This is a genomic window from Cobetia sp. Ld8, assembly GCF_045066615.1.
GTDB lineage: Bacteria > Pseudomonadota > Gammaproteobacteria > Pseudomonadales > Halomonadaceae > Cobetia > Cobetia amphilecti.
In genome coordinates, this window is the sequence record NZ_JBISHF010000006.1 from 595,477 (window position 1) to 620,907 (window position 25,431).

The 25,431-nt window shown below is 56.1% G+C and carries 19 protein-coding genes; 12 read left to right on the forward strand and 7 right to left on the reverse strand.

Features of this window, described 5'->3' with window-relative positions; all coding sequences use genetic code 11:
* The first annotated feature begins 224 nt into the window (after positions 1 to 224).
* The 3 genes from xsc to ACJJV2_RS04270 all read left to right on the forward strand — a co-directional run bounded on the left by xsc (position 225) and on the right by ACJJV2_RS04270 (position 5,298).
* Positions 225 to 2,045 carry a sulfoacetaldehyde acetyltransferase gene (gene xsc / locus ACJJV2_RS04260; RefSeq protein WP_225347080.1) on the forward strand — a complete coding sequence of 607 codons (1,821 nt, stop codon included), beginning with the start codon at positions 225 to 227 and terminating at the stop codon, positions 2,043 to 2,045.
* A 171-nt stretch (positions 2,046 to 2,216) separates the two neighbouring features.
* A complete protein-coding gene (gene pta / locus ACJJV2_RS04265; protein ID WP_405278486.1) occupies positions 2,217 to 3,236 on the forward strand; it encodes a phosphate acetyltransferase in 1,020 nt (339 codons plus the stop codon).
* A gap of 241 nt (positions 3,237 to 3,477) precedes the next feature.
* Entirely contained in the window at positions 3,478 to 5,298 is a 1,821-nt protein-coding gene (locus tag ACJJV2_RS04270; protein WP_405278488.1) for an AAA family ATPase, read from the forward strand.
* A gap of 52 nt (positions 5,299 to 5,350) precedes the next feature.
* Here the strand turns inward: ACJJV2_RS04270 and ACJJV2_RS04275 are convergent, their stop codons facing one another.
* Complete coding sequence (locus ACJJV2_RS04275) at positions 5,351 to 5,692, reverse strand: hypothetical protein (RefSeq protein ID WP_405278490.1); 342 nt, start codon at positions 5,690 to 5,692, stop codon at positions 5,351 to 5,353.
* Positions 5,693 to 5,837: 145 nt separating this feature from the next.
* On the opposite strand from ACJJV2_RS04275, the gene ACJJV2_RS04280 reads away from it, so the two are divergent.
* Positions 5,838 to 6,836, forward strand: a complete 999-nt coding sequence (locus ACJJV2_RS04280; RefSeq protein WP_405278492.1) for a hypothetical protein — start codon at positions 5,838 to 5,840, stop codon at positions 6,834 to 6,836.
* Here the strand turns inward: ACJJV2_RS04280 and ACJJV2_RS04285 are convergent.
* On the reverse strand, positions 6,820 to 7,722 hold the full coding sequence (locus ACJJV2_RS04285; protein ID WP_405278494.1) for a LysR family transcriptional regulator: 903 nt from the start codon (positions 7,720 to 7,722) through the stop codon (positions 6,820 to 6,822). The two genes, ACJJV2_RS04280 and ACJJV2_RS04285, sit on opposite strands and share 17 nt — an antisense overlap.
* A gap of 142 nt (positions 7,723 to 7,864) precedes the next feature.
* Between ACJJV2_RS04285 and aceE the strand changes: the two genes are divergently transcribed.
* The gene (gene aceE / locus ACJJV2_RS04290) at positions 7,865 to 10,543 is read left to right on the forward strand and encodes a pyruvate dehydrogenase (acetyl-transferring), homodimeric type (RefSeq protein WP_405278496.1); all 2,679 of its coding nucleotides are present in this window, start codon (positions 7,865 to 7,867) and stop codon (positions 10,541 to 10,543) included.
* A 113-nt stretch (positions 10,544 to 10,656) separates the two neighbouring features.
* Here aceE and ACJJV2_RS04295 read toward each other — a convergent pair whose 3' ends face one another.
* Both ACJJV2_RS04295 and ACJJV2_RS04300 read right to left on the reverse strand, forming a co-directional pair.
* The gene (locus ACJJV2_RS04295) at positions 10,657 to 12,405 is read right to left on the reverse strand and encodes a cobalamin biosynthesis protein CobT (RefSeq protein ID WP_405278498.1); all 1,749 of its coding nucleotides are present in this window, start codon (positions 12,403 to 12,405) and stop codon (positions 10,657 to 10,659) included.
* Positions 12,402 to 13,517: an AAA family ATPase gene (locus ACJJV2_RS04300; protein ID WP_405278500.1), complete on the reverse strand. Its 1,116-nt coding sequence runs from the start codon at positions 13,515 to 13,517 to the stop codon at positions 12,402 to 12,404. Before ACJJV2_RS04300 ends, ACJJV2_RS04295 begins: the two co-directional genes overlap by 4 nt.
* Positions 13,518 to 13,688: 171 nt before the next feature.
* Here ACJJV2_RS04300 and thiO point away from each other — a divergent pair, with 171 nt between their 5' ends.
* The 3 genes from thiO (at position 13,689) to ACJJV2_RS04315 (ending at position 16,990) form a co-directional block, all read left to right on the forward strand.
* A complete protein-coding gene (thiO, locus tag ACJJV2_RS04305) occupies positions 13,689 to 14,828 on the forward strand; it encodes a glycine oxidase ThiO (RefSeq protein ID WP_405278502.1) in 1,140 nt (379 codons plus the stop codon).
* Between the two features lie 195 nt (positions 14,829 to 15,023).
* Positions 15,024 to 15,410, forward strand: a complete 387-nt coding sequence (locus ACJJV2_RS04310; protein WP_054555520.1) for a nuclear transport factor 2 family protein — start codon at positions 15,024 to 15,026, stop codon at positions 15,408 to 15,410.
* 116 nt (positions 15,411 to 15,526) lie between these two features.
* The gene (locus ACJJV2_RS04315) at positions 15,527 to 16,990 is read left to right on the forward strand and encodes an FAD-binding oxidoreductase (RefSeq protein WP_197738684.1); all 1,464 of its coding nucleotides are present in this window, start codon (positions 15,527 to 15,529) and stop codon (positions 16,988 to 16,990) included.
* A 219-nt stretch (positions 16,991 to 17,209) separates the two neighbouring features.
* On the opposite strand, the gene ACJJV2_RS04320 is transcribed toward ACJJV2_RS04315, so the two are convergent.
* Positions 17,210 to 18,829 (reverse strand): PLP-dependent aminotransferase family protein, encoded by a 1,620-nt coding sequence (locus tag ACJJV2_RS04320; protein WP_405278505.1) that lies wholly within the window; start codon positions 18,827 to 18,829, stop codon positions 17,210 to 17,212.
* A gap of 487 nt (positions 18,830 to 19,316) precedes the next feature.
* On the opposite strand from ACJJV2_RS04320, the gene ACJJV2_RS04325 reads away from it, so the two are divergent.
* From ACJJV2_RS04325 to ACJJV2_RS04340, 4 genes are all read left to right on the forward strand, one after another.
* Entirely contained in the window at positions 19,317 to 20,408 is a 1,092-nt protein-coding gene (locus ACJJV2_RS04325; protein ID WP_405278507.1) for a TRAP transporter substrate-binding protein, read from the forward strand.
* Between the two features lie 161 nt (positions 20,409 to 20,569).
* Positions 20,570 to 21,148 carry a TRAP transporter small permease gene (locus ACJJV2_RS04330; RefSeq protein WP_405278509.1) on the forward strand — a complete coding sequence of 193 codons (579 nt, stop codon included), beginning with the start codon at positions 20,570 to 20,572 and terminating at the stop codon, positions 21,146 to 21,148.
* Positions 21,145 to 22,488, forward strand: a complete 1,344-nt coding sequence (locus tag ACJJV2_RS04335) for a TRAP transporter large permease (protein WP_405278511.1) — start codon at positions 21,145 to 21,147, stop codon at positions 22,486 to 22,488. The genes ACJJV2_RS04330 and ACJJV2_RS04335 overlap by 4 nt, the downstream gene beginning before the upstream one ends.
* Positions 22,489 to 22,533: 45 nt before the next feature.
* Positions 22,534 to 23,010, forward strand: a complete 477-nt coding sequence (locus ACJJV2_RS04340; RefSeq protein ID WP_216059931.1) for a universal stress protein — start codon at positions 22,534 to 22,536, stop codon at positions 23,008 to 23,010.
* Positions 23,011 to 23,223: 213 nt separating this feature from the next.
* Here ACJJV2_RS04340 and ACJJV2_RS04345 read toward each other — a convergent pair whose 3' ends face one another.
* Both ACJJV2_RS04345 and ACJJV2_RS04350 read right to left on the reverse strand, forming a co-directional pair.
* A complete protein-coding gene (locus ACJJV2_RS04345) occupies positions 23,224 to 23,982 on the reverse strand; it encodes an IclR family transcriptional regulator (protein ID WP_405278514.1) in 759 nt (252 codons plus the stop codon).
* A gap of 171 nt (positions 23,983 to 24,153) precedes the next feature.
* A complete protein-coding gene (locus tag ACJJV2_RS04350) occupies positions 24,154 to 25,431 on the reverse strand; it encodes a TRAP transporter large permease (RefSeq protein WP_054555518.1) in 1,278 nt (425 codons plus the stop codon).

The window sequence follows — 25,431 nt, forward strand, 5'->3', positions numbered from 1 at the left end:
GGGCAGTGTGGCGCCGAAACGCTCGGCCCGTCAGTGCCTTGCGTTGCTGTGCCTACTTTAACAGTACTCCATTTATCGGAAGAAGTTTCTAAAAAAGGAGTGTTTTTGATCATTTTCCGAAATCGGGCTTGACGGACCGCGCGGCGAGGGCTAATTTTGGTAACATGTTTCGGTAATCGGAACTAAATGTATCAATAAACATAAAATTTAGAGTTGGAGACGCCATGAGCACTCAAGACAGCGCAGACAATCGCAAGGTCGTGCAGGGCAAGCAGAAGATGACCCCTTCCGAGGCCTTCGTGGAAACCATGGTCGCCAATGGCGTCACCGACATGTTCGGCATCATGGGCTCCGCCTTCATGGATGCGATGGACATCTTCGCCCCGGCCGGCATTCGCCTCATTCCGGTGGTGCATGAGCAGGGCGCTGCCCACATGGCCGATGGCTATGCTCGCGTCTCCGGCCGTCACGGCATGGTCATCGGCCAGAACGGCCCGGGCATCTCCAACTGCGTCACCGGCATCGCGGCCGCTTACTGGGCGCACAGCCCGGTGGTCATCGTCACGCCGGAAGCCGGCACCACCGGCATCGGCCTGGGCGGCTTCCAGGAATGCAAGCAGCTGCCGATGTTCCAGGAATTCACCAAGTACCAGGGTCACGTGACGCACCCGTCGCGCATGGCGGAATACACCGGTCGCTGCTTCGACCGCGCCATGTCCGAAATGGGCCCGACTCAGCTCAACATTCCACGTGACTACTTCTACGGCGAGATCGAGTGCGAGATTCCGCTGCCGGCACGTGTCGACCGCGGCCCTGGTGGCAGCAAGAGTCTGGATGAGGCAGCCGAGCTGCTGGCCAGCGCCAAGTTCCCGGTCATCGTTTCCGGTGGCGGTGTGGTGATGGCCGATGGCGTCGAGGAGTGCAAGGCACTGGCAGAGCGTCTCGGCGCGCCGGTGGTCAACAGCTACCAGCACAACGATTCCTTCCCGGCCAGCCACCCGCTGTGGTGTGGTCCGCTCGGTTATCAGGGCTCCAAGGCGGGCATGAAGCTGATCTCCCAGGCCGATGTCGTCATCGCGCTGGGCACGCGCCTCGGGCCGTTCGGTACCCTGCCGCAGCACGGCATGGACTACTGGCCGAAGGACGCGAAGATCATCCAGATCGACGCCGACCACAAGATGCTGGGTCTGGTGAAGAAGATCTCCGTCGGCATCTGCGGCGATGCGCGTGAAGCGGCCATCGCCCTGACCGAGCGTCTGTCCGGTCGCAATCTGGAATGCGATGCCTCCAAGGATTCGCGTCTGACCCAGATTCGTGAAGAGAAGGCCGCCTGGGAAGCCGAGCTGGATGCCTGGACCCACGAGAAGGACGCCTTCAGTCTCGACGCCATCGACGAAGCCAAGGACGAGAAGCCGTTCTCCGGCGGCGAATACCTGCACCCGCGTCAGGTACTGCGCGAGCTGGAAAAGGCCATGCCGGAAGATGTCATGGTCTCCACCGACATCGGCAACATCAATTCCGTGGCCCACAGCTACCTGCGTTTCGATCGTCCGCGCAGCTTCTTCGCCCCGATGAGCTTCGGCAACTGCGGCTACGCGCTACCGACCATCATGGGTGCCAAGACTGCCGCACCGGAACGTCCGGCCATCGCCTACGCCGGTGACGGCGCCTGGGGCATGAGTCTGATGGAAATCATGACCGCCGTGCGTCACGACATTCCGGTCACGGCCGTCGTCTTCCACAACCGTCAGTGGGGCGCCGAGAAGAAGAACCAGGTCGAGTTCTACAACCGTCGCTTCGTCGCCGGTGAGCTGGACAACGAGAGCTTCGCCGAGATCGCGCGCTCCATGGGTGCCGAAGGCATCACCGTCGACCGTCTGGAAGACGTGGGCCCGGCCCTCAAGAAGGCCATCGACATGCAGATGAACGAAGGCAAGACCTGCGTCATCGAGGTGATGTGTACTCGCGAACTGGGCGACCCGTTCCGCCGCGATGCCCTCAAGAAGCCGGTGCGTCTGCTCGAGAAGTATCAGGATTACGTGTAACGCCCATCGCCCATCGCTGATCGCGCTGTGCAGGTCATGGATGGCAGCGCGATGAAGCGGGTGTAGCGCGACGCGCAAGCAGGACTGGAACTCTCCCTTGCCTCGGCCATTTCAGATGTCCGGGGCTTTTTGGATGTGTCGGCTGCCTGCAAGGGCAGCGAGGAGACAGACATGAAGGCACTCAACAACATTCTGGCGCGGGCCAAGGCAGACCCGCGCCGTATCGTGCTCTGCGAAGGGCAGGACATGCGGGTGGTGCAGGCGGCGGTGAGCGCGGCGGAGCAGGGCCTGGCGCAGGTGATGGTGGTGGGCGACCCCATCATCATCGCCGCCACCGCCAGAGAAGCCGGGCTCGAGGATCAGGCGCTGGCACGGCTCGAGCTGATCGATCCCGCCACCTCCGAGCACACCGCCAGGCTTGCCGAGGCGCTGCACGCGCATCGCGCGGCCAAGGGCATGACGGCGGAGCAGGCCGCCGAGAAGATTCGTGATCCGCTGACATTCGCCAACATGCTGGTGCGCGAAGGGCTGGCGGATGGCTCGGTGGCCGGTGCCGTGCTCACCACTGCCGATGTGGTGCGCACCGCCATTCAACTGCTGGGGCTGGCGCCGGGCAGCAAGCTGGTCTCCAGCTTCTTTCTGATGATGCTGTGCAAGCCGTTCCACAACCTGAAGGGCGGCATGATCTTCTCGGACTGCGGGCTGGTGATCGACCCCAACGCCGAGGAGCTGTCGCAGATCGCGCTGGCCGCCGCCGACAGCGCCCAGGCCCTGCTCGGGGAAGACCCGCGGGTGGCGATGCTGTCGTTCTCCACCAATGGCAGCGCGCATCACGCCTCGGTGGACAAGGTGGTACAGGCCGCGCATCGGGTACGCGAGCAGCGCCCGGATATCGCCATCGATGAAGACGTGCAGCTCGACGCCGCCATCGTGGCGGAAATCGCCGAGCGCAAGCTGCCCGCCTCACGCGTCAAAGGCACCTCCAACGTGCTGGTGTTCCCCAATCTGGAAGCCGGCAACATCGGCTACAAGCTCGCCGAGCGCATCGGTGGCGCAGAAGCCATCGGCCCGCTGCTCCAGGGCCTCGCCAAACCCGCCAACGACCTCTCACGCGGCTGCTCCACCGCCGACATCCTCAATGTCATTGCGGTCACTGTCGTTCAGGCGCAGCAGCGCACCCCGCAAGACTGATTTCTCCTTCTTTTCCTTCTGTTAGCCGCCCACGGCGGATAGGGCAGGCGAAAGCCTGCCTGACTTTTTAAAAAAATTACGTGTACAGACAATAGGGGATATATCACTTTAGATTGCCTAATAATAAAGTGCTACCTGCCTAATTTTCGTGGGTTTCACGTTGATTGTTATATTTGATTGTTCTTCATGACAAATCTCGAATTTTGTATTACGTTAAAATTTCATTGGAACAGGGGGATTTATGAGATTACATGAAGTGCATATTAAAAATTTCAGAAAACTTAAAGACTGTAAAATAAAATTTAGAGATACTACCTTTCTGATAGGTCCTAACAATGCTGGAAAGTCTAGTGTTTTTTGCGCCATTGATTATTTACATAAGAACGTTAATTTAGATCGCGAGGACTATTCTAAAAAGTATGATCAAGACAATGATCAAGAAATATACGAGCAAGAGGTTGAAATAATAGCTAAATATTACAATCTTCCTGATGAAGCTAAGAGTTGGACAGGATTTAAAGGTAGAGTGATTCAAGTTGATGACCCACTAGATGGCGAAACACAAAATTCTATATGTTATAAAAAAGTATGGCGCTTAGATAGTAGTAAACCGAAGTTTTATATGATGGAGCACCCTAGGTCTGTAAAGGCACTATACTCGCATTGTCAAAAGGTAAGTGATCTAGTAGGTGCTGATTACTCAGAACAGTATTTAATAGATTTTTTTGGAGCATCAAACTTTAATAAAAGTATTAACACTGCACCTATAAAAAGTAAACTTTTGGATTTATCTGAATACTGGGATGTGGATATAACTGCAGAGCCTAAATGGATCGAAAATCCAGGCGGTATCCCGGGGATTGTTTTAAAGAAACTACCAAAAGTTGTTGTTATACCAGCTGAATCATGCATTTCAGTGCTGACGAGCACTAATGGGGCTCTTCTATCATTACTAAATGAGCTATTCGACAAGGTGAGAAGCGGGTCTGATAATTATGTTCAAGCTCAAGGCTTTCTAAGTAAGCTTGCACAAGAGTTGGATCCTAACGATTTAGATACAGATTTTGGTAAATTAATAAGCGATCTCAATGGTGTCGTCGATAATTTATTCCCTGATTCATCAGTACATGTAAATGCTGATCTAGACGTTCCTGAGAAATCAATAAAGCCACAGTTTAATGTTGAAATGCGCAGCAATGTTAAAACTGCGGTGGGCTATCAAGGCCATGGCATGATAAGAGCAACGGCTTTTCAGTTGCTTAGATTTGTTCAGGACTTTGTCAATAGAGGGCAAGAAATTCCTCGAGCAACCATGTTCTGCTTTGAAGAGCCAGAAATATATCTTCATCCATCTGCTGCAAATCAGATGAGAGACTTGCTTTATGATTTAGCAGGCCCTAACTGCCAAATTGTTGCTACTACTCATTCACCCTATATGGTTAATTTAGGGTCTGAAAAGAGCATGAGTTTAACCAAGTTCTTTTATACTGGAAAAGAATTCTCAACCACTAGCTCCTTTAATTTAGAAGACGCGTTTATCGATCTTACTCAAGATGAGAAGCATAATTTAAAAATGCTTCTTAAAGTTGATGACTATATAGCACGTATGTTCTTCTCAAAAAAATCTATTTTTGTAGAAGGTGATACAGAAGAAGTAGTAGTCCGAGAAACTATTAAAAGACTCTCTAAAGAGGATAGGTCAAAGGTTATAGGAAATTGCGAGTTCCTAAGAGCTAGAGGGAAAGCTGTATTAATATCTATAGCGAAGTATCTGAATGCGCTAGATATTAACTATATTTTCATGCATGACAAAGATACTGGTACCGAAAGAGCAGCAGCTATGAATGCTCCGATACTGGCGCAGACAGGCGAACAACGTAGAATCATGATAGAAGAGTGTATAGAGGATGTATTAGGGTATGAAGCTCCATCGAGTGAAAAACCGTATAGAGCTCACAAGCATATCCAAGAAAACTGGGGTGATGAATTTTTAGAGATACCCGAATGCTGGAGAAATATCTTCATTGATTTATGTGCGCCCTACTTGAATCATTTGAGATGAATTAATGGTACAGGTAGAGCCGGCTAATCGGATAAATGAAATTTATCCGATTTCACATCCCCTGATGCCGACACGCCAGCGCCATGTGATAGACGATTTCATCGGCGAGGGCGTTGTCGAGGGTGCGTTCGAGGTCGATGATCAGCTGGTTGGGGTAGTAGGCGCTGAGGTCCAGCCCGACGCCGAGGCCGAGGATGGCCTGGCGGCCGGAGCGGGTCTGTTGCGCGACCACCTGCTTGAGGTGGCTGTCGAGGTACTGTTCGTCATTGGCCATGTTGGTGGCGCTGTCACAGGCGCTGTCACAGGGGCTGCCATCGGAGATGACGACGAGCAGACGGCGCGCGCCTTCGTCGGCAGTAGTGTTATCGGCGAGTCGTGAGCAGGCCCATTGCACGGTTTGACGGTAAGCAGGACACCACTCCAGTGACGGGAAAATAAATAAAAATATATGCATAAATGGGAAACATATTCTCATTACATGTAATGCAAGAGTGTTGACTAATGCTTTATAATGTCTGATTATTTGATGAAATTCTTTAGTGAGTAATATTGAAATGTTTAGTCTAGATAAGATGAGTAGCGATAAAAATCCATCGGACACTGTCGATTCAATTGTTGGAGAATTAAATCATTTGAAAGAATCGCCACCGTTTATAGTAATTTCAGAGACTGTAGATAAATATAGCAAGTTTGTAATGCCTACGTTATGGAGCAATTACTTTTCTAGCGATAGTGTCCAATATGACATCATATATGAAGCAAGATTCGATGATTTAATAAAAATAGAGAGTGCTAAAGATACCTTACATAATATTTCCGTAGTGATTAACAAGGGCCCTATCCAGAAAAATAGGAAAACAGAAATCCTGAGACATTATCTACCAATAGAAATTTCTTCCAATGCTCGTATTCTACCTTATGATCCAGCAAATTCTTTTGAGTTGCTTACTATAATTAGCATGGCTTTAAAAGTCAATAATAATAGTTGTATAATATATGCAAGTGCTCACGACGATATTGAAAAGATTCCCAAGTCAAATGTTGTAGTTTGTGAAGATGATGTAATGAATGGATTATACCTATATAGAAGGGCAGAAAGTAATATGAAAACTGGGCGGATTCTGGCAGGTGGGAGATCACTATTATTCGCTATAAAAATGTCTGAATGGCTTAAAGATAATATAGGACTATTATTTGAAGTATGGAGTTGCCCAAGCTATACGATAGTATCAAGAGAAGTAGAGATGACTGAACAGAAAAATATCTATAGCGAGGGAGGAGAGGTAGGGAATCCACATGTCATTAAATCATTGAACGATGGATTAATTACTATAGCCATGACTCAATATGATTCACTAATTAGTGAACAGATATCAAAAAATTTCTACAATGGATTCTTAGCACTTGGGTTCGTAAAGTCATGGGAAGGAAAAGAAAAGAATGAGGTGATAAGTAGAATATTATATCACCTCATGAGAAATGAATTCTTGTCTAAAGAAGCCTTTAGAAAAGCAATGATTTCTATTGAAATAAAATAGTGCTTTCAAGGGTTTCTTTTATTTCATCAACTAGTTTTCTTGTTCTAGTGCTTATGATTCGATTGGGGAAAATAGCCGCTAAATGAAGTGGCGCAGGTTCCATATCAAGCTCTATTTTAACCAACTTTCCTTGATCAATTAATTTTTGGCAGAAGGGCTGTGGAATAATGGCAAAGCCGACACCCTCAGCGGCTGCTGAGATGAGTAGATTGCTACTATCTACTCGGTAGTTACAATCGACTTTTTGAGAGTGATGATTTTTATGATGATCGATAAAATGCCAAGGATTTGCTCTTAAAGCATATAATGTCGAAATACAAGGAACACTGCTCATATCTGAAACCTGAGTCGGCAGACCATATTTTTGTATTAATTCTTTTGATCCCACTACAACACTAGGAATGCTCACCAAGTTCTTCATTATGAGGGAGCTATCGTCTGGAATTCCACGGTGGTAGATAATAGAAACATCCATATCTTCTCGCATAGGGTTCACCGATACCATCGATGTACTGCAGTCGAGAGAAATCATTGGATGTCGTTTTGCAAATTTGGCGATGCAGCTTGATAGCCAGATAGTACCAAACTCATTGGGAATCGAAATATTTATCTTACCACTCAGGCCATTTTTTCGATAGAGAGTATCGTTCTCTATTTCATTTATATGATCTATTAAATGTGCAGTTTTCTCGAATAGCTCTTTGCCATCCTCTGTCAGACTCAAGTGTCGTGTATTACGAGAAATCAAACGTACGTCTAATTCTTTTTCTAACTGAGAAAGTTGTCGACCAATTGTTGAATTAGGAATGCCCAAGGACCTTGAAGCACCTAGCATTGAACCTTGTCTAGCAATCTCAATAAAAACCTTAAGATAATTTAAGTTCATATTCTCATATCTGGGTAAGTGTTTCTAATTGATAACCCTTGTACAGGGTTAATGTCAATACTAGCCTAGTGGGAAATAAAAATTACGTAATTGCAACCGTGTATTTGAAATAATCGCCACTGTTAATTTCTAAAGGTGCTATATGAATGATATCGTGAATGAAGTAGATTCAATAGAGACTAAAGAATGGCTAGATGCTCTTGAGTCGATGGTTCGTGTTGAAGGTGTATCAAGAGCAGAATTTATTTTAAGACAGCTTTTAGAAAGCGAGAGTGCAAATAAAATAAATAAAGCAGTTTTGATAAATAGCCCTCACACAAACACAATTAAGAAAAATGAAGAGCCAGGATATCCAGGCGATCTATATATTGAGAAGAAATTACGATCAGCTATCCGTTGGAATGGAATTGCAATGGTAGTGCGAGCAAATGCTATAGATAAAAGCCTTGGAGGGCACTTAGCTAGCTATATGTCGAGTGCTACCCTATACGAGGTAGGGTTTAACCACTATTTTAAAGCTCCATCGGAATCAGATCACGGAGATTTAATATTCTTTCAAGGACATATATCGCCAGGAATATATGCACGTTCATTCTTGGAAGGCAGATTGACTGAAAAACAACTAAATAATTTTCGGCAGGAAGTAGGGAGGCAGGGTATACCATCATATCCACATCCCTATCTTATGCCCGAATATTGGCAGTTCTCTACCGTCTCTATGGGATTGGGCCCAATTCAAGCAATTTATCAGGCTCGACTGATGAAGTATTTAGAGAATCGTGAGCTAATCGAGAACAGCAAAAGAAATGTTTGGGCTTTTCTTGGTGATGGTGAATGCGATGAAGTTGAAGCTCTCGGTGCTTTGAATTTAGCAAGTCGAGAAAAGTTAGATAATCTCATTTTTGTGATTAATTGTAATCTTCAGAGGTTAGATGGTCCAGTGAGAGGTAATTCACGTATTATGGATGAATTGGAATCTAGTTTTGTAGGTGCGGGTTGGAACGTTATTAAAGTGGTATGGGGAAGTGGTTGGGATCGTTTGTTTGAGAAAGATAAATCAGAGTTGCTTCAGAAATGTATGAACGAAACAGTTGATGGAGAATATCAAAATTTCAAATCACAAGGTGGAAAGTATACAAGAGAGAATTTCTTTGGTAAATATCCGGAGTTGCTTGATCTAGTATCAGATATGAGTGATGAAGAAATATATGCTTTGAGAAGGGGGGGGCATGATCCTTTAAAGATTAATAGTGCGTACTCTCATGCAGTCAATAAAAAGAATGGCTATCCCACTGTTATATTGGCACACAGTGTCAAGGGATATGCAATGGGGAGTGATCATGGTGAAGCTGATATGGAAGCACATAATATAAAAACAATGAATCATGAGGCACTGAAACAGCTTAGAGATCGTCTTGACTTACCGATACAAGATGAACATCTTGAAAATAGTATGCCTTATTATCGCTTTGAAAAAGACTCCAGTGAACTCCGTTATCTTCACGAAAAAAGAGGCTATCTTGGAGGCTATCTTCCTCAGCGGAAGATTGTGGACGAATCTATAGTTATCCCGGAACTGGATGACAAGGCGTTTAAGTCTCAGATGAAAGGGAGTGGTGGTAGATCCATGTCTAGCACCATGGCATTCGTTAGGATTTTAAGTGGTTTGGCAAAAAACAAGGAATTAGGCAAGAAAATTGTTCCTATCGTTCCAGATGAGGCTCGTACTTTCGGAATGGAGGGTATGTTCAGACAGTTAGGTATTTATGCAGCCGACGGGCAAAAATATGAGCCTACGGATGCTGGGCAAATCATGTACTACAAAGAGGATAAGAAAGGGCAAATACTGGAAGAGGGAATTACAGAAGCAGGCGCCATGTCTTCCTGGATTGCAGCTGGTACCTCTTATGCAAATCATGGAATTACGCTTATTCCATTCTATGTCTTTTATGCTATGTTTGGATTGCAGAGAGTAGGAGATCTTGTATGGGCAGCAGGTGATATGCTTGCTAAAGGGTTTCTTATTGCAGGTACCGCTGGGCGAACGACAATTAATGGTGAAGGCCTTCAACACCAAGATGGAAGTAGTCATATCCAGGCGGCTCAAATACCAAACTGTACGTCTTATGATCCTTCTTTTGGATATGAGTTGGCTGTTATAATCCAACATGGCTTGAAAGAGATGTATGAGAAAAATATAAATAAATTCTACTATATTACAGTAATGAATGAAGGGTATGAGCATCCGAATATGCCCGTGGGCTGTGAGCAGGGAATTATTAGAGGGATGTATCGCCTTGTCGATAATAAAATTAGTGGTTCTGAATTAAAAGCTAATTTACTTAGCAGTGGGGCCATTATTAATGAAGCTATAGCAGCATCAAAGATTTTGAAAGACGATTTTAATGTCAATGCAGATGTCTGGAGTGTGACAAGTTTTAATGAGTTACGTCGTGAGGCTCAAGAATACGAAAGAAGTATCATCCGTAACCCGAAAAACGAATCAAAAGAGCCTTGGTTGATTCATTCTTTCAAAGATAGCTCTGGTCCATTTGTTGCTGCTACTGACTACACGAAAATGTATGTCGATCAGATAAGAAAGTGGGTGCCAGATGATTACTATATCCTCGGGACAGATGGATTTGGTCGGTCAGATCGCCGAGAAATGCTGAGAAGCTTTTTCGAGGTAGATCGTTATCATATCGCTGCGACTGCTCTTTATGGACTTTATAAGAAAGATAAGATAACTAGAGATAGACTTTTAGATGCATATCATTTATTAGGCATTGATATTGAGAAAGAGTCTCCTGTCAATTCTTGACTTTGTTTAGTATACAAGCCGGATATAGAAGGTAGAGATCTTTCTCTACCTTCTAATCGTAAGGATGATTTATATATAATGAGGCTAATTATTATTGTACAGTTAGCACCTCATCACATTCCCTGTTGTCGACACGCCAGCGCCATGTGATAGACGATTTCATCGGCGAGGGCGTTGTCGAGGGTGCGTTCAAGATCGATGATCAGCTGGTTGGGGTAGTAGGCACTGAGGTCCAGCCCGACGCCGAGGCCGAGGATGGCCTGGCGGCCGGAGCGGGTCTGTTGTGCGACGACCTGCTTGAGGTGGCTGTCGAGGTACTGTTCGTCATTGGCCATGTTGGTGGCGCTGTCACAGGGGCTGCCATCGGAGATGACGACCAGCAGACGGCGCGCGCCTTCGTCGGCAGGAGTGTTGTCCGCGAGCCGTGAGCAGGCCCATTGCACGGCTTCGCCATCCACGCCTTCGCGGTAGAGATCGGCCTTGAGCAGGGCGCCGAAGTTGCGGCGCGCACGGCGCCACGCCAGTGAGGCGGGCTTGAAGACCAGATACTGCACTTCATTCAGGCGGCCCGGACGTGCGGGCTTGCCGGCACGTCGCCAGTCCTTCAGGGCGCGGCCGCCATTCCAGGCGCCAGTGGTAAAGCCGAGCACCTCGGTGGGCACACCGGCCATGTCGAGCGCGCGGGTGAGTATCTCGATCAGCATCGCCACCGCCTCGCCATGCACCTTCATCGAACCGGAGCAGTCGATCAGGAAACTGACCTGCGCACTGGCCTCGGGCACCCAGCGCTCGCGCTGGAAGACCCGCCGCTCGGCTGGCGAGGAAATCACCTGGCTCAGCCGCCGCCCATCGATGATTCCTTCCTCCTCCCCGAAGTGCCATCCCTCACGCTGCGGCGAGCTGAAATGGCGCGCCAGCTGACGTGCCAGGCGCCGCACGTTGATCTTCTGCTCCGCCAGACGCGTATCCAGCGCCTGACGATACTCATCGAGCAGGGCTGCGCGCATGCGCCTGGCCGGTTCCAGCTCGCGATCATAGGCAGTGGTGAACACCTGATAGGGCAGCAATTCCTCCGGCGCACCACGCCGATGACTCGGCAGCTGCGATGCCGCCTGCTCCTCGAGCAGACTCGCTTCCTCATCCTCGTTTTCCAGAAACAGCGCGAAGCGCTGGCTGGCCTCTGACTCGTCATTTTCCTCGCCGTCCTGCTCCTCCAGTGATTCGGCCAGTTCCTGCTCCAACCATAGGCTGATGCTCAGCGCATGCTGCTGATAGGCCGCCTGATCGAAACGCGTGCGTCTCAGTCCCGCCATGTCAGCGCCCAGCGCCTGATAGAAGGAGGCGCGCGTCGTCTCGATGTAATCCTCCGTCTCGTGGATCACCGCACAGGCCATCAGGCGCGACCAGCACGACTGGATGACGCTGTAGATGAGGATGCCGCTGCTCGTCTCGGTCAGGCCCGCGTGATAGAAGGCCAGGCACCAGTCGGTGAAGCGCCGCGCCAGATTCTCCTTCACGCCGGGCATGTCAGGGTCGACCAGCGCCTCGACGCGCAGCTGCTCCAGCAGGTCATAGATCAGGCGGGTTTCCGGCAACGCCGGACGCGCCGCCAGATGCAGCGCCTCGTCGGTGTGGATCAAGCGCAGCGCGATGGCATCGCTGACCGCGCGATAGTTGTCGAGCGTGCAGTCATCTTCCTCAAGGCGCAGATGCGGGGTGCGCAATGGCAGCGCCCGAGCATGCCGACTCAGACGCCGCCCCCGATAGGCCCAGCCGGCCTGACCGCTGAGTGCCCCGAGACTCGCAGCCGAGAGCTCCTCGAGATACTGCTGACGACGGCGTACCTGCTGGGCCGCACTCATGCCCGGGCTCCCTTGTCGCTGTCCTGTTCATGCATCAGGTCGCTCTCCATCAGCGCCGCGGATTCCTCCAGTTCCTTGGCGAAACAACGCTGATAGAACTCGGCGACCAGCGGGCGCTCATGCTCATCGCACTTGTTGAGGTAGGAGAGGCGGAAGGCCAGCGCCGGATTGCGGAAGATCTCGCAGTTCTCCGCCCAGGTGATCACGGTGCGCGGCGACATCAGGCTCGACAGGTCGCCATTGGCGAAGCCCTTGCGGGTGAGGTCGGCCACCGCGACCATCGCGCGAATCAGGGCACGGCCACGCTCGTTGTCCTTGGCGGGCACACGCGCCAGCACGATCTTCACCTCTTCTTCACGCGGCAGGTAATCCAGCTTGGCGACGATGTTCCAGCGGTCGATCTGCGCATGGTTGAGCAGCTGGGTGCCGTGATAGAGCCCATCCTGATTGCCAAGCCCGACGGTGTTGGCGGTGGCGAACAGCCGGAACTGCGGATGCGGGCGAATCACGCGGTTCTGATCGAGCAGCGTGAAGTGGCCGTCGCGTTCCAGAATGCGCTGGATGACGAACATCACGTCCGGACGGCCGGCATCGTACTCATCGAAGATCAGCGCGATGGGGCGGGTCAACGACCAGGGCACGATGCCTTCCTGGAACTCGGTGACCTGCACGCCGTCGCGAATCACGATGGCGTCCTTGCCGACCAGATCCAGCCGGCTGACATGGCCATCGAGATTGACGCGCAGGCACGGCCAGTTGAGGCGTGCGGCGATCTGCTCGATATGGGTCGATTTGCCGGTACCGTGCAGGCCCTGAACCATCACGCGGCGGTTGTTGGTGAAGCCGGCGAGGATGGCGAGGGTGACATCGGGATTGAAGCGATAGGCGTGGTCGATTTCCGGCACGTGGGCGTCTCGCTCCAGAAATACCGGCACCTTGAGATCACTGTCGATGCCGAACAGCTCGCGCACGCCGCGCAGCTCAGTGGGCTGCAACTGGCCGGCGGGCAGCGGCTGCTCGGCAGAGGCGGCGGGGCCTGCATCGCTGACAGGGCTTGCATCATTGGCAGAGCTTTCATCACTGCTGGAAGGCGTCAAGGTGGCGTCGCTCACGGGGTGTCTCCCTCGTCATTCTTGTTGGTGGCTGCCCGGTGGACCTGTCTCGGGGAGACAGGCAAAACGGGCGGCGGCAATGCTATGAATATAGCTTTGTTTCTAAAAATAATGCAAATCGTATCGAAATATGAGATTTGTGATTATTCATTCCCCGCAGGAGCAAGGCAGATGAGCGATACCCTGATCATTGGTGGCGGCGTGATGGGCATGATGATGGCGTGGCAGCTGGCCGAGGCCGGCCAGACGGTCACGCTGCTGGAGCGCGGCCAGTGCGGACGCGAGGCATCGTGGGCCGGTGGCGGCATCGTCTCGCCGCTGTATCCGTGGCGCTATTCGAGCGCCATCTCGTCACTGTCACGCTGGTCAGAAGGCGAATACCCCAGACTTGCCGAGGCGCTCAAGGACGCCACCGGCATCGACCCCGAATACCGTCAGAAGGGCCTGATCTACCTGCGGGTCGAGGACGAGGCGCTGGCGCTGGATTGGGCGCGCACCCAGCACAAGCCGCTGGAGGTGATCGAGCGTGAGGGGCTCTACGCGCGCGAGCCGCATCTGGCCAGTGGCCATCAGCAGGCGCTGTGGATGCCGACGCTCGGCAGCATCCGCAATCCGCGACTCGGTCAGGCGCTGCGTGCGCGTCTGCTGGCGCATCCGCGTATCCGGGTGCGTGAAGAATGCGAGGTCACCCAGCTGGTGTTTGCCACGCCATCGCGTGTCACGGGCGTCCGGCTTGTTGATGAGACCGTCAGCGCAGACAACGTCGTGGTATGTGGCGGCGCCTGGAGTGGCAAGCTGCTCGCCGCCGCCGGCGTACTGCTGCCGGTGCGCCCGGTGAAGGGTCAGATGATGGTATTCAATCCGGTGACGGCGGGGCTTTGCAGTGAGGATGCGCCGCTGCTGTCGCGGGTGGTGCTGTGCGATGGCCGCTACGTGATTCCGCGCGCCGATGGGCGGATTCTGATCGGTTCGACCCTGGAGCATCAGGATTTCGACAAGTCCACCACCGCGCAGGCACGTGAGTCGCTGCATGCCAGCGCCGCGAGCATTCTGCCGGCGTTGGGTGAGCTGGCGCCGGAGCATCACTGGGCCGGCCTGCGTCCGGGCACGCCGGATGGCACGCCCTTCATCGGCGCGGTGCCGGGGCTTGATGGCCTCTACGTGAATGCCGGTCACTACCGCAATGGCCTGGTGCTGGCGCCCGCCGCCACGCGCCTGCTAAGTGACATCCTGCTCGGGCGCGAGAGCTTCATGTCAGCGGAGGCCTTCACGCCACCTGGCGTGGCAGCGCCTGAGGCCCTTGCAGGTTGAGTCGTCCCAAGGCGGCGCGATGGGACCAGTTGGCGCCAGGGCAGCCCCGCTGGTGCCAACTGGCCCAATCGGTGGCATCCAACTGGTGCTAAAGGGCGGTGCAAGTGTCGGCGTAGTCTCGGGTCATGGCGCAGCGCTTGCTGCCGCTCATCTGCTTAACAACAAGCCCAACAACAAGACTGCGGAGCCCGACCCATGACTCACCAAGCCACCATCGAACTGCTGACCGCCTTCTGTGATGCCCTCAACCGTCACGACATCGACGACTGCCTGTCGATGATGACCGATGACTGCGAATTCCTCGCCATCGCCGGGCCGGAACTCGAAGGCAAGACCTTCGCCGGTCAGGACGCCGTGCGTGCAGGCCTCTCCGCTGCCTGGCAGAACGCGCCGGATGCCCAGTGGATCGACGCGGAAATCTTCGCCGATGGCGAGCGAGGCTTCGTCATCAGCACCTACACCGGCACCACCGCCGATGGCGCGCGCAGCGAAGCGCGCATGATCGACGCCTTCACGCTGCGTGACGGCAAGATCGCGATCAAGAACGCCTTCCGCAAGAACCGTCCGCCCGTCAACGTCTGAGCGCCAGCGGCGCACCGATCAGGGAAGAGGTTTCTGAAGCTGTCTTTGCCTCGGGGGAAGCACGTCATGGCGTCAGGTCATGGCGTGCGCCCCGTGGGTGAGAGGAGGTGTTCGAGATGGAAACTATCGTGCAGCACGGCGCCCGGCCGTCGGACATGGGCAACGAATCAGAGCAGCGCCCGGCCACTCAGGCCTCGCGGCCCTATGACCCGGCCTACGACCCGCTGGTGAGCGCCACCCCCGGCGAAGGGCGTGACTACGCGCCGACCTACTGGGTCGCCACCGCCGGCGAGCCGCCGGCAGACGACGGCCCGGTGATGGGTGATATCGACGCCGATGTGGTGATCGTCGGCTCCGGCTTCACGGGGCTGACCGCCGCCATCGTGCTGGCCGAGAAGTACGGCATCAAGGCCACCGTGCTGGAGGCCAACCGGGTCAGCTGGGGCTGTTCGACCCGCAATGGCGGTCAGGCGCAGTGCGCCACCGGCCGCCTCAAGCGCTCGCAGTGGATCGAGCGTTACGGCCTCGAGGCCGCCCACGGCCTGCACCGCGAGTGCGTCGAGGGCATGGAGAATTTCAAGGAGCTGATCAAGGACATCGACTGCGATCCGCAGCCGGGCGGCCATCTGTATATCGCCCACCGCGAGCGCATGATGCCGGGGCTGGAGAAGGAAGCGCGCCTGTTGCGCGAGACCTTCAATTACGATGCCCGCATCATCGATGGCGCCACGGTGCGCAATGAGTGGGTCGGTGATGAAGAGGCCTGCGGCGCGATGCACGAGCCGGAAGGCATCGGCGTGCACCCGGGCAAGTTGGCCTTCGGCTATCTGCGCAAGGCGCGCCGCCTGGGCGTCAAGGTGCACCCGGCAAGCCCGGTGGAGAGCTGGGAGACCCGCGATGGCGTGCACTATCTGACGACGCCGGGTGGCGTGGTCAAGGCGCGCTCGGTGGGCATGGCCACCGGCGGCTACACCTCCGGTAAGCTGCATCCGGAGCTCGACAAGCGTCTGATGCCGGTGCTCTCCAATTCGCTGGTGACGCGCCCGCTGACGGCTCAGGAAATCGAGGCGACCCGCTTCCATACCCATCAGGTGCTCACCGACACCCGCGTGCTGCGCCACTACTATCGCCTGCTGCCGGACAACCGCCTGCAGATCGGCAGCCGCAGTGCCGTCTCGGGGCGTGACGCGCCCAAGGCGCAGTACGAGCAGCTGCTGATCGCCGACATGCACCGCAAGTTCCCCGCGCTGAGCGGCATCGAGGTCGATTACTCCTGGTGGGGCTGGGTGGATGTCAGCCACGACATGATGCCGCGCATCCATCAGCCGGACCCCAAGCAGAGCATCTATTACGCCATGGGCTATGGCGGCAACGGCGTGATGTATTCCGCCCAGGCGGGCAAGCGCCTCGCTCAGTGGATCGCCAGGGACGCGGCGGATCTGGTGCTGCCGATCTTCCAGTCACGCCTGCCGTATCCCAATGTGCTCAACAAGGTCGAATCCCCGCTGTTTGCGCCGTTCCGTCGCACCGGTCAGCGTTGCCTGTATCGCTGGTACGCGATGAAGGATGAAGCGCAATAGGTGTGACTCGCCCCTGATGCCACGATGACCCGAATGCTCCCGCATTGATCGATTTTATGATCAGTGCGGGAGCATCTTTGTTATCTAGAAGATAATGATCAGGGTATTTGTTGCTTGGGGGATGAGTAGGGTTTGCCTCAGCCATGGTCGATACGGCGGCTCGCCTTTCATCTCCTCACCTTTCATCTCCTTGCCTTTCATCTCCTCGCAAGGATCAGGCTAGCTGGCGCGCTGCCGACGTGATGCGCCGTGGGGAGTGGGCAGGGCGGGCTGAGGGGGTAACGGCTGTGCTTGTGTTTCCGGTGCGTCCGTCTTCGTTGCGTCCATCTCTGTTGCTTCTGTCTCTGCGCCCGCAACTGACGGCGCCTCGTCCATCGCCAGCGGCACCAGCGCGGCCAGCTTGAGGATGCCGGCTTCGATGCGTGCTTCCGGAATCGCCGAGAAGCCAAGGCGGAAGTAGTGGCGATGGCTGCCGCGATCACAGAAGAAGTGCAGGTCACCGACCTCGATCAGGATGCTCTGCTCGCGGGCGAGGGCGGCCAGGCGGTGGGCATTCAGGCTCTTCGGGCCGTGCATCCAGAAGCAGGAGCCGCCGTAGGTGGCCGGCGTGCTCATCATCGGCAGATGGCGCTGGATGGCGTCACGCATCAGCAGGAAGCGACGCTGCATCACCTGGTGCATCTGATTGATCAGGCTGTCGTGATAGCCACGCGCGATGAAAAGCCCCACCGCACGCTGATTGTTGGTCGGCGGATGGCGCAGCATCAGGCGGCGCAGGGCGCGGGCCTCTCGAATCAGGGTCGGGTGCGCGACCATGTAGCCCAGGCGCAGACCGGGAGCGAGGGTCTTGGAGAGGCTGCCGACATAGATGACGCGCTTGTGGCGGTCGAGGCTCTTGAGCGCGGGTGTCGGGTTGTCGGCGTAGTTGCTCTCGCTCTCGTAGTCGTCCTCGATGATCAGGAAGTTGCCGGTCTCGGCCATGTCCAGCAGCTGGCGGCGGCGCTCCAGCGGCAGGGTGATGGTCGTCGGCGACTGATGGCTGGGCGTGACATACACCAGGCGGCAGTCCTTGAGCGATTCCAGCGGCTGCATGCCCTTGTCGTCGATGGGCAGCAGCTGGATGTCATCGGTGAAGGTGCTGGCGATGTTGTACATGTCGACGTAGCCGGGGTTCTCCATCGCGAAGCGCTGGCCCTGCTTGAGCAGCAGCATGCAGCTGATCCACAGCGCCTGCTGCGTGCCCACCGTGATCAGGATTTCCTCCGGGCTTGCCCAGACACCGCGACGCGGCAGCAGCCGCTGGTGGATCTGCTCGATCAGCAGCGGGTCGTCATTGTTGAGGTGGTCCACCGACCAGCTGCGAATCGACGGCACGCTCATCGAGTCGCGGCTGCATTCGCGCCAGTGCTGGGTGGGGAAGAATTCCGGGTCCAGCTGGCCATAGAGGAAGGGGTAGTCGTATTGGTGCCAGTCGCCGGGCTTCTCGATGGCGCGCTGCACAGAAGGCTTGAAGGCCAGCCGCTCGTCCCAGTCGAGGCTGTCGGCCTCGATGTCATTGAGGCGCACCGGCGTGTCGGCGCGACCCTTGAGAATCTCGGGATTGATGAAGTAACCGCTGCGCTCGCGGGCGATCAGAAAGCCGTCTTCCAGCAGCTGTTCGTAGGCCAGCATCACGGTATTGCGCGCGACATTCAGCTCGCGGGCCAGCTTGCGACTGGAGGGCAGCGCGACATCACGTGGCAGATGGCCTTCGAGAATCGCCTGGGAAATCTGCTCGCGAATCTGGAATTGCAGGCTTTCCTTGCGCGAGGAATCGAGGTGAAACAGCGGATGGCTCATGCGTGTTCTCTATTGTTTTCGCGAGCGTGTCGTCACGAGGACTTTCCAGCGGAAGTGCCCGTTTTATATGCATTTTCTGTACCTGATTGCCCTGCGGTGCGCCGTCAGTGAGTGGCGCGCGGGGCGCTGCCTGCCCTGAGGTGGCAGCCACCGGTATGGCTTCATTGAGGCAGACCCCTGTCGGGAGAGCAATAGCCAGCCGGGACTGGCCCCATCGATGCCGACGGACTGGTTCTATCGAGGAATGGCGCACGGGGAGAAAGTGATCTGGCAGGTACAACGAAAGCACAGTTCAAGCACGACGCGACTTCACACTCCCTTTCCTGGGGCTGTAGATGAGCAGGTGATGGCAATCGTGAATGACATGAGGCGCTGCAAGATAGTGGTGCAGACGCGAAGTCATTGGCGATATGAGGTGCAGTACCCCGCTCGCTATCACGCGCAGCCGTCAGGAGCCCGCAACAACAATAACGACGGGACAGACAAGATGATCGACTCGACACAGACCCTTTCAGACCTCCGCTTGCTGACTCGCACTGGCGTATCTCGCACCAGCGTATCTCGCACCAGCGCCTTCAAGTCCTCGCTGGCCATCGCGGTGACTGCCGCGAGCCTGGGCATGGCCGCTGGCGCCAATGCCGCGACCTGGAAGATGGCCCTCGGCGATGCCGCCGGCGGCACCCAGTATGAACTGGGCAAGACCTTCGCAAGCCTGGTGGAAGAGAAATCCGGCGGCGACATCAAGGTGGACCTGTTCCCCAACGGCCAGCTGGGCAGCGAGCAGGATACCGTCAACAACGCCAGCATGGGCCTCGTTGACCTGTCCGTGGTGGCGATCAACAACCTGACGCCATTCTCGCCGACCGTCGGCGTGCTGACCCTGCCGTATGTCATCCACGGCCCGGACGATGCCAAGGCGCTGACGCAAGGCAAGATCGGCGATGAGCTGCGCGAGAACACCCTGCGCGATTCCGGTATCCGCATTCTGGGCTGGGCCTATTCCGGCTGCCGCCGTCTGACCAATTCCAAGCAGGCGGTCGCCTCACCGGAAGACCTGGAAGGCATGGTCATTCGCGTGCCCAAGAACGAGATCATGATCTCCTCCTACCAGTCCTGGGGCGTCAACCCCAACCCGCTGGCGTGGTCCGAGACCTTCACTGCCCTGCAACAGGGTGTCGTCGATGGCCAGGACAATCCCTACATCACCATCGATGCCATGAAGTTCTATGAGGTGCAGAACCACGTCACCGACAGCTGTTACGTGTTCTCGATGGAACCGCTGATCATGGGCGAAGGCACCTTCCAGAGCCTCAGCGAAGAGAACCAGCAACTGGTGCTGGCGGCCGGTGAAGAGGCGACGTCGCACAGCTACGACTACCTGCTGGCCACCGAGGATTCCATCAAGAAATCACTGGTGGAAGAGCACGGCATGACCATCACCCAGCCCGCCAATGACGAGAAGGAATGGATCGCCAAGGCCTCCAGCATCTGGCCGGACTTCTATGACAGCATCGGCGGCCGCGACAAGCTGGTCGAGGTGCTCGAGACCCTCGGACATGATCCGTCCACGGCGCCCTGAAGACCTCCTGAACGGCTGAGGCTTTCAAGGCCCGCCCGGATTCCCCTGCCTGCCGGCAGCTGTCATGAGCATGCCAAGAGCATGTCGTCGACATGTGATCGCTGGCAGGGGAGACGTGGCGTCAAGTGGTCATCGCTGGCGATGTCGGGGGATGTGTATCCATGCGGGTATTGTTGAAGTTTCTGGATAATATCGAGAACTATCTCTGCCAGTTACTGCTGGTGGTGTTCGTCATCATTCTCTTTACGCAGATCATGCTGCGTAACCTTTTCAGCTACTCGATTCCCTGGGGAGACGAGTTGGCGACCTATGCCTTCGTGTGGTTTGCCTATCTAGGCGCCGTCTACGCCACACGCATGTCGGCGCATAACCGCGTGACCTTCCAGTTTCGATTCCTGCCGCGTTGGGTGGAAACCCTCTGCGGTGTTCTGACCGATATCATCTGGATCGCCTTCAATGCGGTGTTCATCTATTACAGCTACGACTTCGTGTTCAACAAGATGAATCTGTTCTGGAAGTCACAGACGCTGGGTGTGCCGATGAAGTACTTCTATCTGATTCTGCCGCTGGCCTTTACCGCCATGACGGTGCGCATCATCCAGACCAATTATCTCAAGTTCGTGCGCAAGGAAGACATCGTGGACCCGGATTCCCAGGCAATGGAGGAATTGAAGCAGGGCGGTGACGGCCAGGCCACTGATCCACAGCCCAGTGACAGACAGGAGGGCGGCAAGTCATGATCGATTCCATCATCATCTACATCCTGTTTGGCGTCTTCTTCCTGCTGCTGGTACTGGGTGCACCGATCACCGTCTCGCTGGGTGTCGCGGCGCTGGCGACCTATCTGAGCATCGATGAAAACCCGATGGCGTTCGTGCAGATCGCCTTTACCTCGGTGGGTTCCTTCCCGCTGATGGCCTTGCCGGCCTTCATTCTGGCCGGGGCGCTGATGGAGGCCGCCGGCATCTCGCGACGGCTGGTCGATATCGCCGAGGCCTTCGCCGGGCCGGTGACGGGCGGACTTGCCGCCGCTACGGTATTTGCCTGCATGTTCTTCGGTGCGATTTCCGGCTCGGGACCGGCCACCACGGCGGCGGTCGGCATGCTGATGATTCCGGCGATGGCCAAGCGCGGCTATGATCGTGGCTATGCCTCGGCCATCACGGCCTCTTCCGGTGGGCTGGGGGTGGTGATTCCGCCGTCGATCCCGATGGTGATCTTCGGGATTTCCGGCATGGGCCTGCAGCCGCCGCCCGAAGCGGTGGCCATGCACGGTGACTTCCAGACACTGTCGATCCCGAAACTGTTCATCGCTGGCGTCATGCCCGGCGTGGTGATCGCCGGCTTCCTGCTGCTGATCAACTACGTGATCTCGAAGAAACGCGGCTATCGCGGGCTGACCAACAGCTGGTCGTGGCCCCATATTCGCGCCACCTTGAAGAAGGGCGTCTGGTCGATGCTGGCGCCCTTCATCATCCTGGGCGGCATCTACAGCGGCCTCTTCACGCCGACCGAATCCGCCATCGTCGCCATCGTCTACACCCTGATCGTCGGCATCTTCCTGCACAAGGAACTCAAGTGGAAGCCGACGCTGCGCACCCTGGAGACCACCACCTGGATCACCGGTCGCGTGCTGCTGATCCTGTTCACGGCGACGGTCTTCGGGCGGCTGCTGGTCGAGCAACGCGTGCCGGCCCATATCGCCGAAGGCATGCTGGCGATGACCGACAACCTCTACCTCATCTGGGCGATGATCATCTTCTTCCTGCTGTTCGTCGGCATGTTCATGGAGACGCTGGCCGCGATCATGATTCTCACCCCGGTGCTGCTGCCGATCATGTACATGCTGGGGATGGACCCGGTGCACGTCGGCATCGTGGTGGTCTGTGCACTGGCCATCGGCTTCCAGACGCCGCCATTGGGGGAGAACCTCTTCGTGGCCTCGGGGATAGGCGGGGCCTCCATCGAGGAGATTTCCCTGAAGGCATTGCCGTTCGCGGCGGGCTCGGTGGCGGCCATCTTCCTGATCGCCTATGTGCCTGAAATCTCGCTGTGGCTACCCAGGGTGATGGGTTACTGAAGCGCCATCTGAACGCTAGCCCTGCAATGAACGAGGAGAAGGACGATGCCGGCAGTCAAACGAATTCTGTGTTGTGTAGGCCTGCGCGGAGACTGTGAGCGGGTACTGGCGCGCTCGGTGTGGTTGGCGGGCGCGACCGGCGCCGAGCTGCATGTGCTGCATACCGTCAAGTCATTGTCGGATGACGTGATGAACACCCTCAAGGTCAACATCCGCCACAAGCCGACGCTGGAGGGCCTGATGCAGCAGCGGCTCGATCAGGCGAAAGAGAGCCTGGAAAAGATGCTGGAGGACTTCTGGAGCACCCATGACGACGGCGACCCGCGCCCGGTGATCGCCGGACTGAATGTGGTGGAGGGCTATCCGGCCTCGGAGATCATCCGCTACGCCACGCGCCATGACTGCGACATGATCATCATGGCCACCAACAAGCGCGGCTTCGTGGCCTCCTATGCGGGCAAGGTCACCAAGGGGGTGATCAAGCGCGCCAGCATTCCGGTGGTGGTGGTACCGACGCCCTGAGCTCCTGAGCTGCAGGAGAGAGATGCCTCGGGATAGGCGGAGTCAGCAAGGGGGCAGATGAAAAAAGCTCGCTGAAAAACGCTCGCCCCCGCAGACAATCACTGTCTGCGGGGGCGAGCGTTTTGGATCATGGCCCATCGTCAGCGTGGCTCAGGTGTCACTCGGGGCTGGATGGGATCACTTCATGAGTCATGTGCGCACAAGGTGCACGCATCAAAGTGTGCCTTCCAGCTCAGTGGCGATCTGGCGCATCAACGGCGCCCACTCCAATAGGGAGTCGATGGAGTGGCGCAGGCGCGGCGCGTGGATCGCCAATGTCGCCTGGATCTGGCCGACCTCATCGAAGACCGGCACCGCGATGGCGACCATGCCCTGGATGAACTCCTCATCATCGGTGCTCAGCTGATTGCGCGCCACGGTGTCGAGTGCCTCTTCCAGCGTGGCCCGCGAGGTCAGGGTGCAGGGCGTGTGCGCTTCCAGCGCCAGATGGGCGAGCAGGGCGCGGCGGCGATGCAGCGGCATCAGCGCCAGAAACAGCTTGCCGCTCGCGGTGCAGTGCAGCGGCAGGCGTGAGCCGGGCGCCAGCTGGATGCGCACCGGCCAGTTGGTTTCCACGCGGTCGTAATACATTACCTCGTGGCCATCGAGCAGCGTCAGGTTGCAGGTCTCGCCGACTTCATTCGCCAGCCGTTCCAGCAGGACACGGCGCGGCACCTTGAGGCCCTCATTGGCCAGAGCGCCCAGCGACATGCGCCGAAAGCGCGGGCCGGGCAGCAGGTGACGGCCATCCAGATCACGACTGATCAGCTGCTGTTCTTCCAGCTGCTTGAGCAGGCGATGGACAGTCGGCTTGGGGATGTCGAAGCGCTTCTCGAGGTCGGCAGCGCTGACGGCGTGCTGGGTGGTGACGATTTCTTCCAGCAGGCCGAGTGCGCGAAAGAGCGTCGAATTGGTGGGCGTGTCTTTGCTCATCTAGTGTCCTCATCCTGCTGTCGGGCACATGTCACTCGGGGTGACCGGGGCCGACAGGGGCAGGGTGGCAAGGCGTCAGTGCATCGATTCATCACGGCAGTGGGCCCCTTGGCGAAGGCTGCCCTGATGAGACGAAGACAGCCCCTCGCGGGGCTGTCGATGAGGCTAGTGTTACAGGTTTACCAGGAACAGGGAAAGGGAAGGCACCAGGCAGATGGCCAGCCAGCAGGCGATCAGCGCGATGAAGTAGGGAATCACGTACTTGACCAGTCTGACGTAGGAAATGCCGGTGATGCTGCTGGCCACGTACAGGTTGAGCCCGAAGGGTGGCGTGACGAAGCCGATGGCGGCACCGACCAGGAAGATGACCGAGAAGTGGATCGGGTCGACCCCGGCCTGCTGGGCGATGGGCGCGAGAATCGGCGCCAGGATGATCGTCACCGGCAGGCTTTCCAGAATCATGCCCGCCAGCAGGATGATCAGCATGCAGGTGCCCAGCGTCAGGTAGTAGTTGTCGATGCCGCTGAGCATCTCACTCAGCGCCTGACCGGCACCCAACACCGACAGCAGCTGCTGCATGACCACCGAGATGGCGATCAGCGGCGCCAGCATGCCGGCGATCTGACCTGAGCGCAGCATGATGGTCGGCAGCTTCCTGAGGCTGATCTCGCGGGTGATCAACAGCCCCGCGATCATGGTGAAGCCCACGGTGATGGCGGCGGCTTCTGTTGGCGAGAACTTGCCCGAGTAGATGCCGTAGACCACCACGCCGATGGTCGCGAAGCCCAGATAGGCCTTGCGCGCCAGCCTGGCGCTGACACCGGCCTTGAAGGGCTGCAGCTGGCCCCAGCCATTCTTGCGCGCCACCAGATAGCAGGCCCCCATCATCGCGACCACCATCAGCGCGCCCGGCACCATGCCGGCGATGAACAGGTCACTGATCGACAGGTTCATCATGAAGCCGTAGACGATGAAGATGATGCTGGGCGGAATGATGATGCCCACGGTGCCGCCGGAGGCCGCCGTGGCGGCGGCGAAGCGTTCGTCATAGCCGTTCTTGACCATCTCGGGCTGCATGATCGAACCGATGGTGGCGGTGGTACCGGCGTTGGAGCCGGAAATCGCCGCGAACAGCCCGCAGGCGCCGAGGGTCGACATGCCCATCCCGCCGCGCATCCAGCTCAGCGTCGAGTAGGCGAAGTCGGAGAGTCGCTTGGCGATGCCCGCCGCGTTGATCAGGTCCCCCGTGAGGATGAACAGCGGCAACGCCAGCAGGCCGAAGAAGCTCAGACCCTGGAAGAGGGTGACGCCGACATTGGCCAGCGTGAAGTCGATCACCAGGCTGGTGCCGACCACCCACAGGCCGATGACGAGGAAGATGGGCACGCCGAGCAGGAAGAAGGCGGTCACGCCCGCCGTGATCAGGGAGATCCAGATACCGTCTGTCAT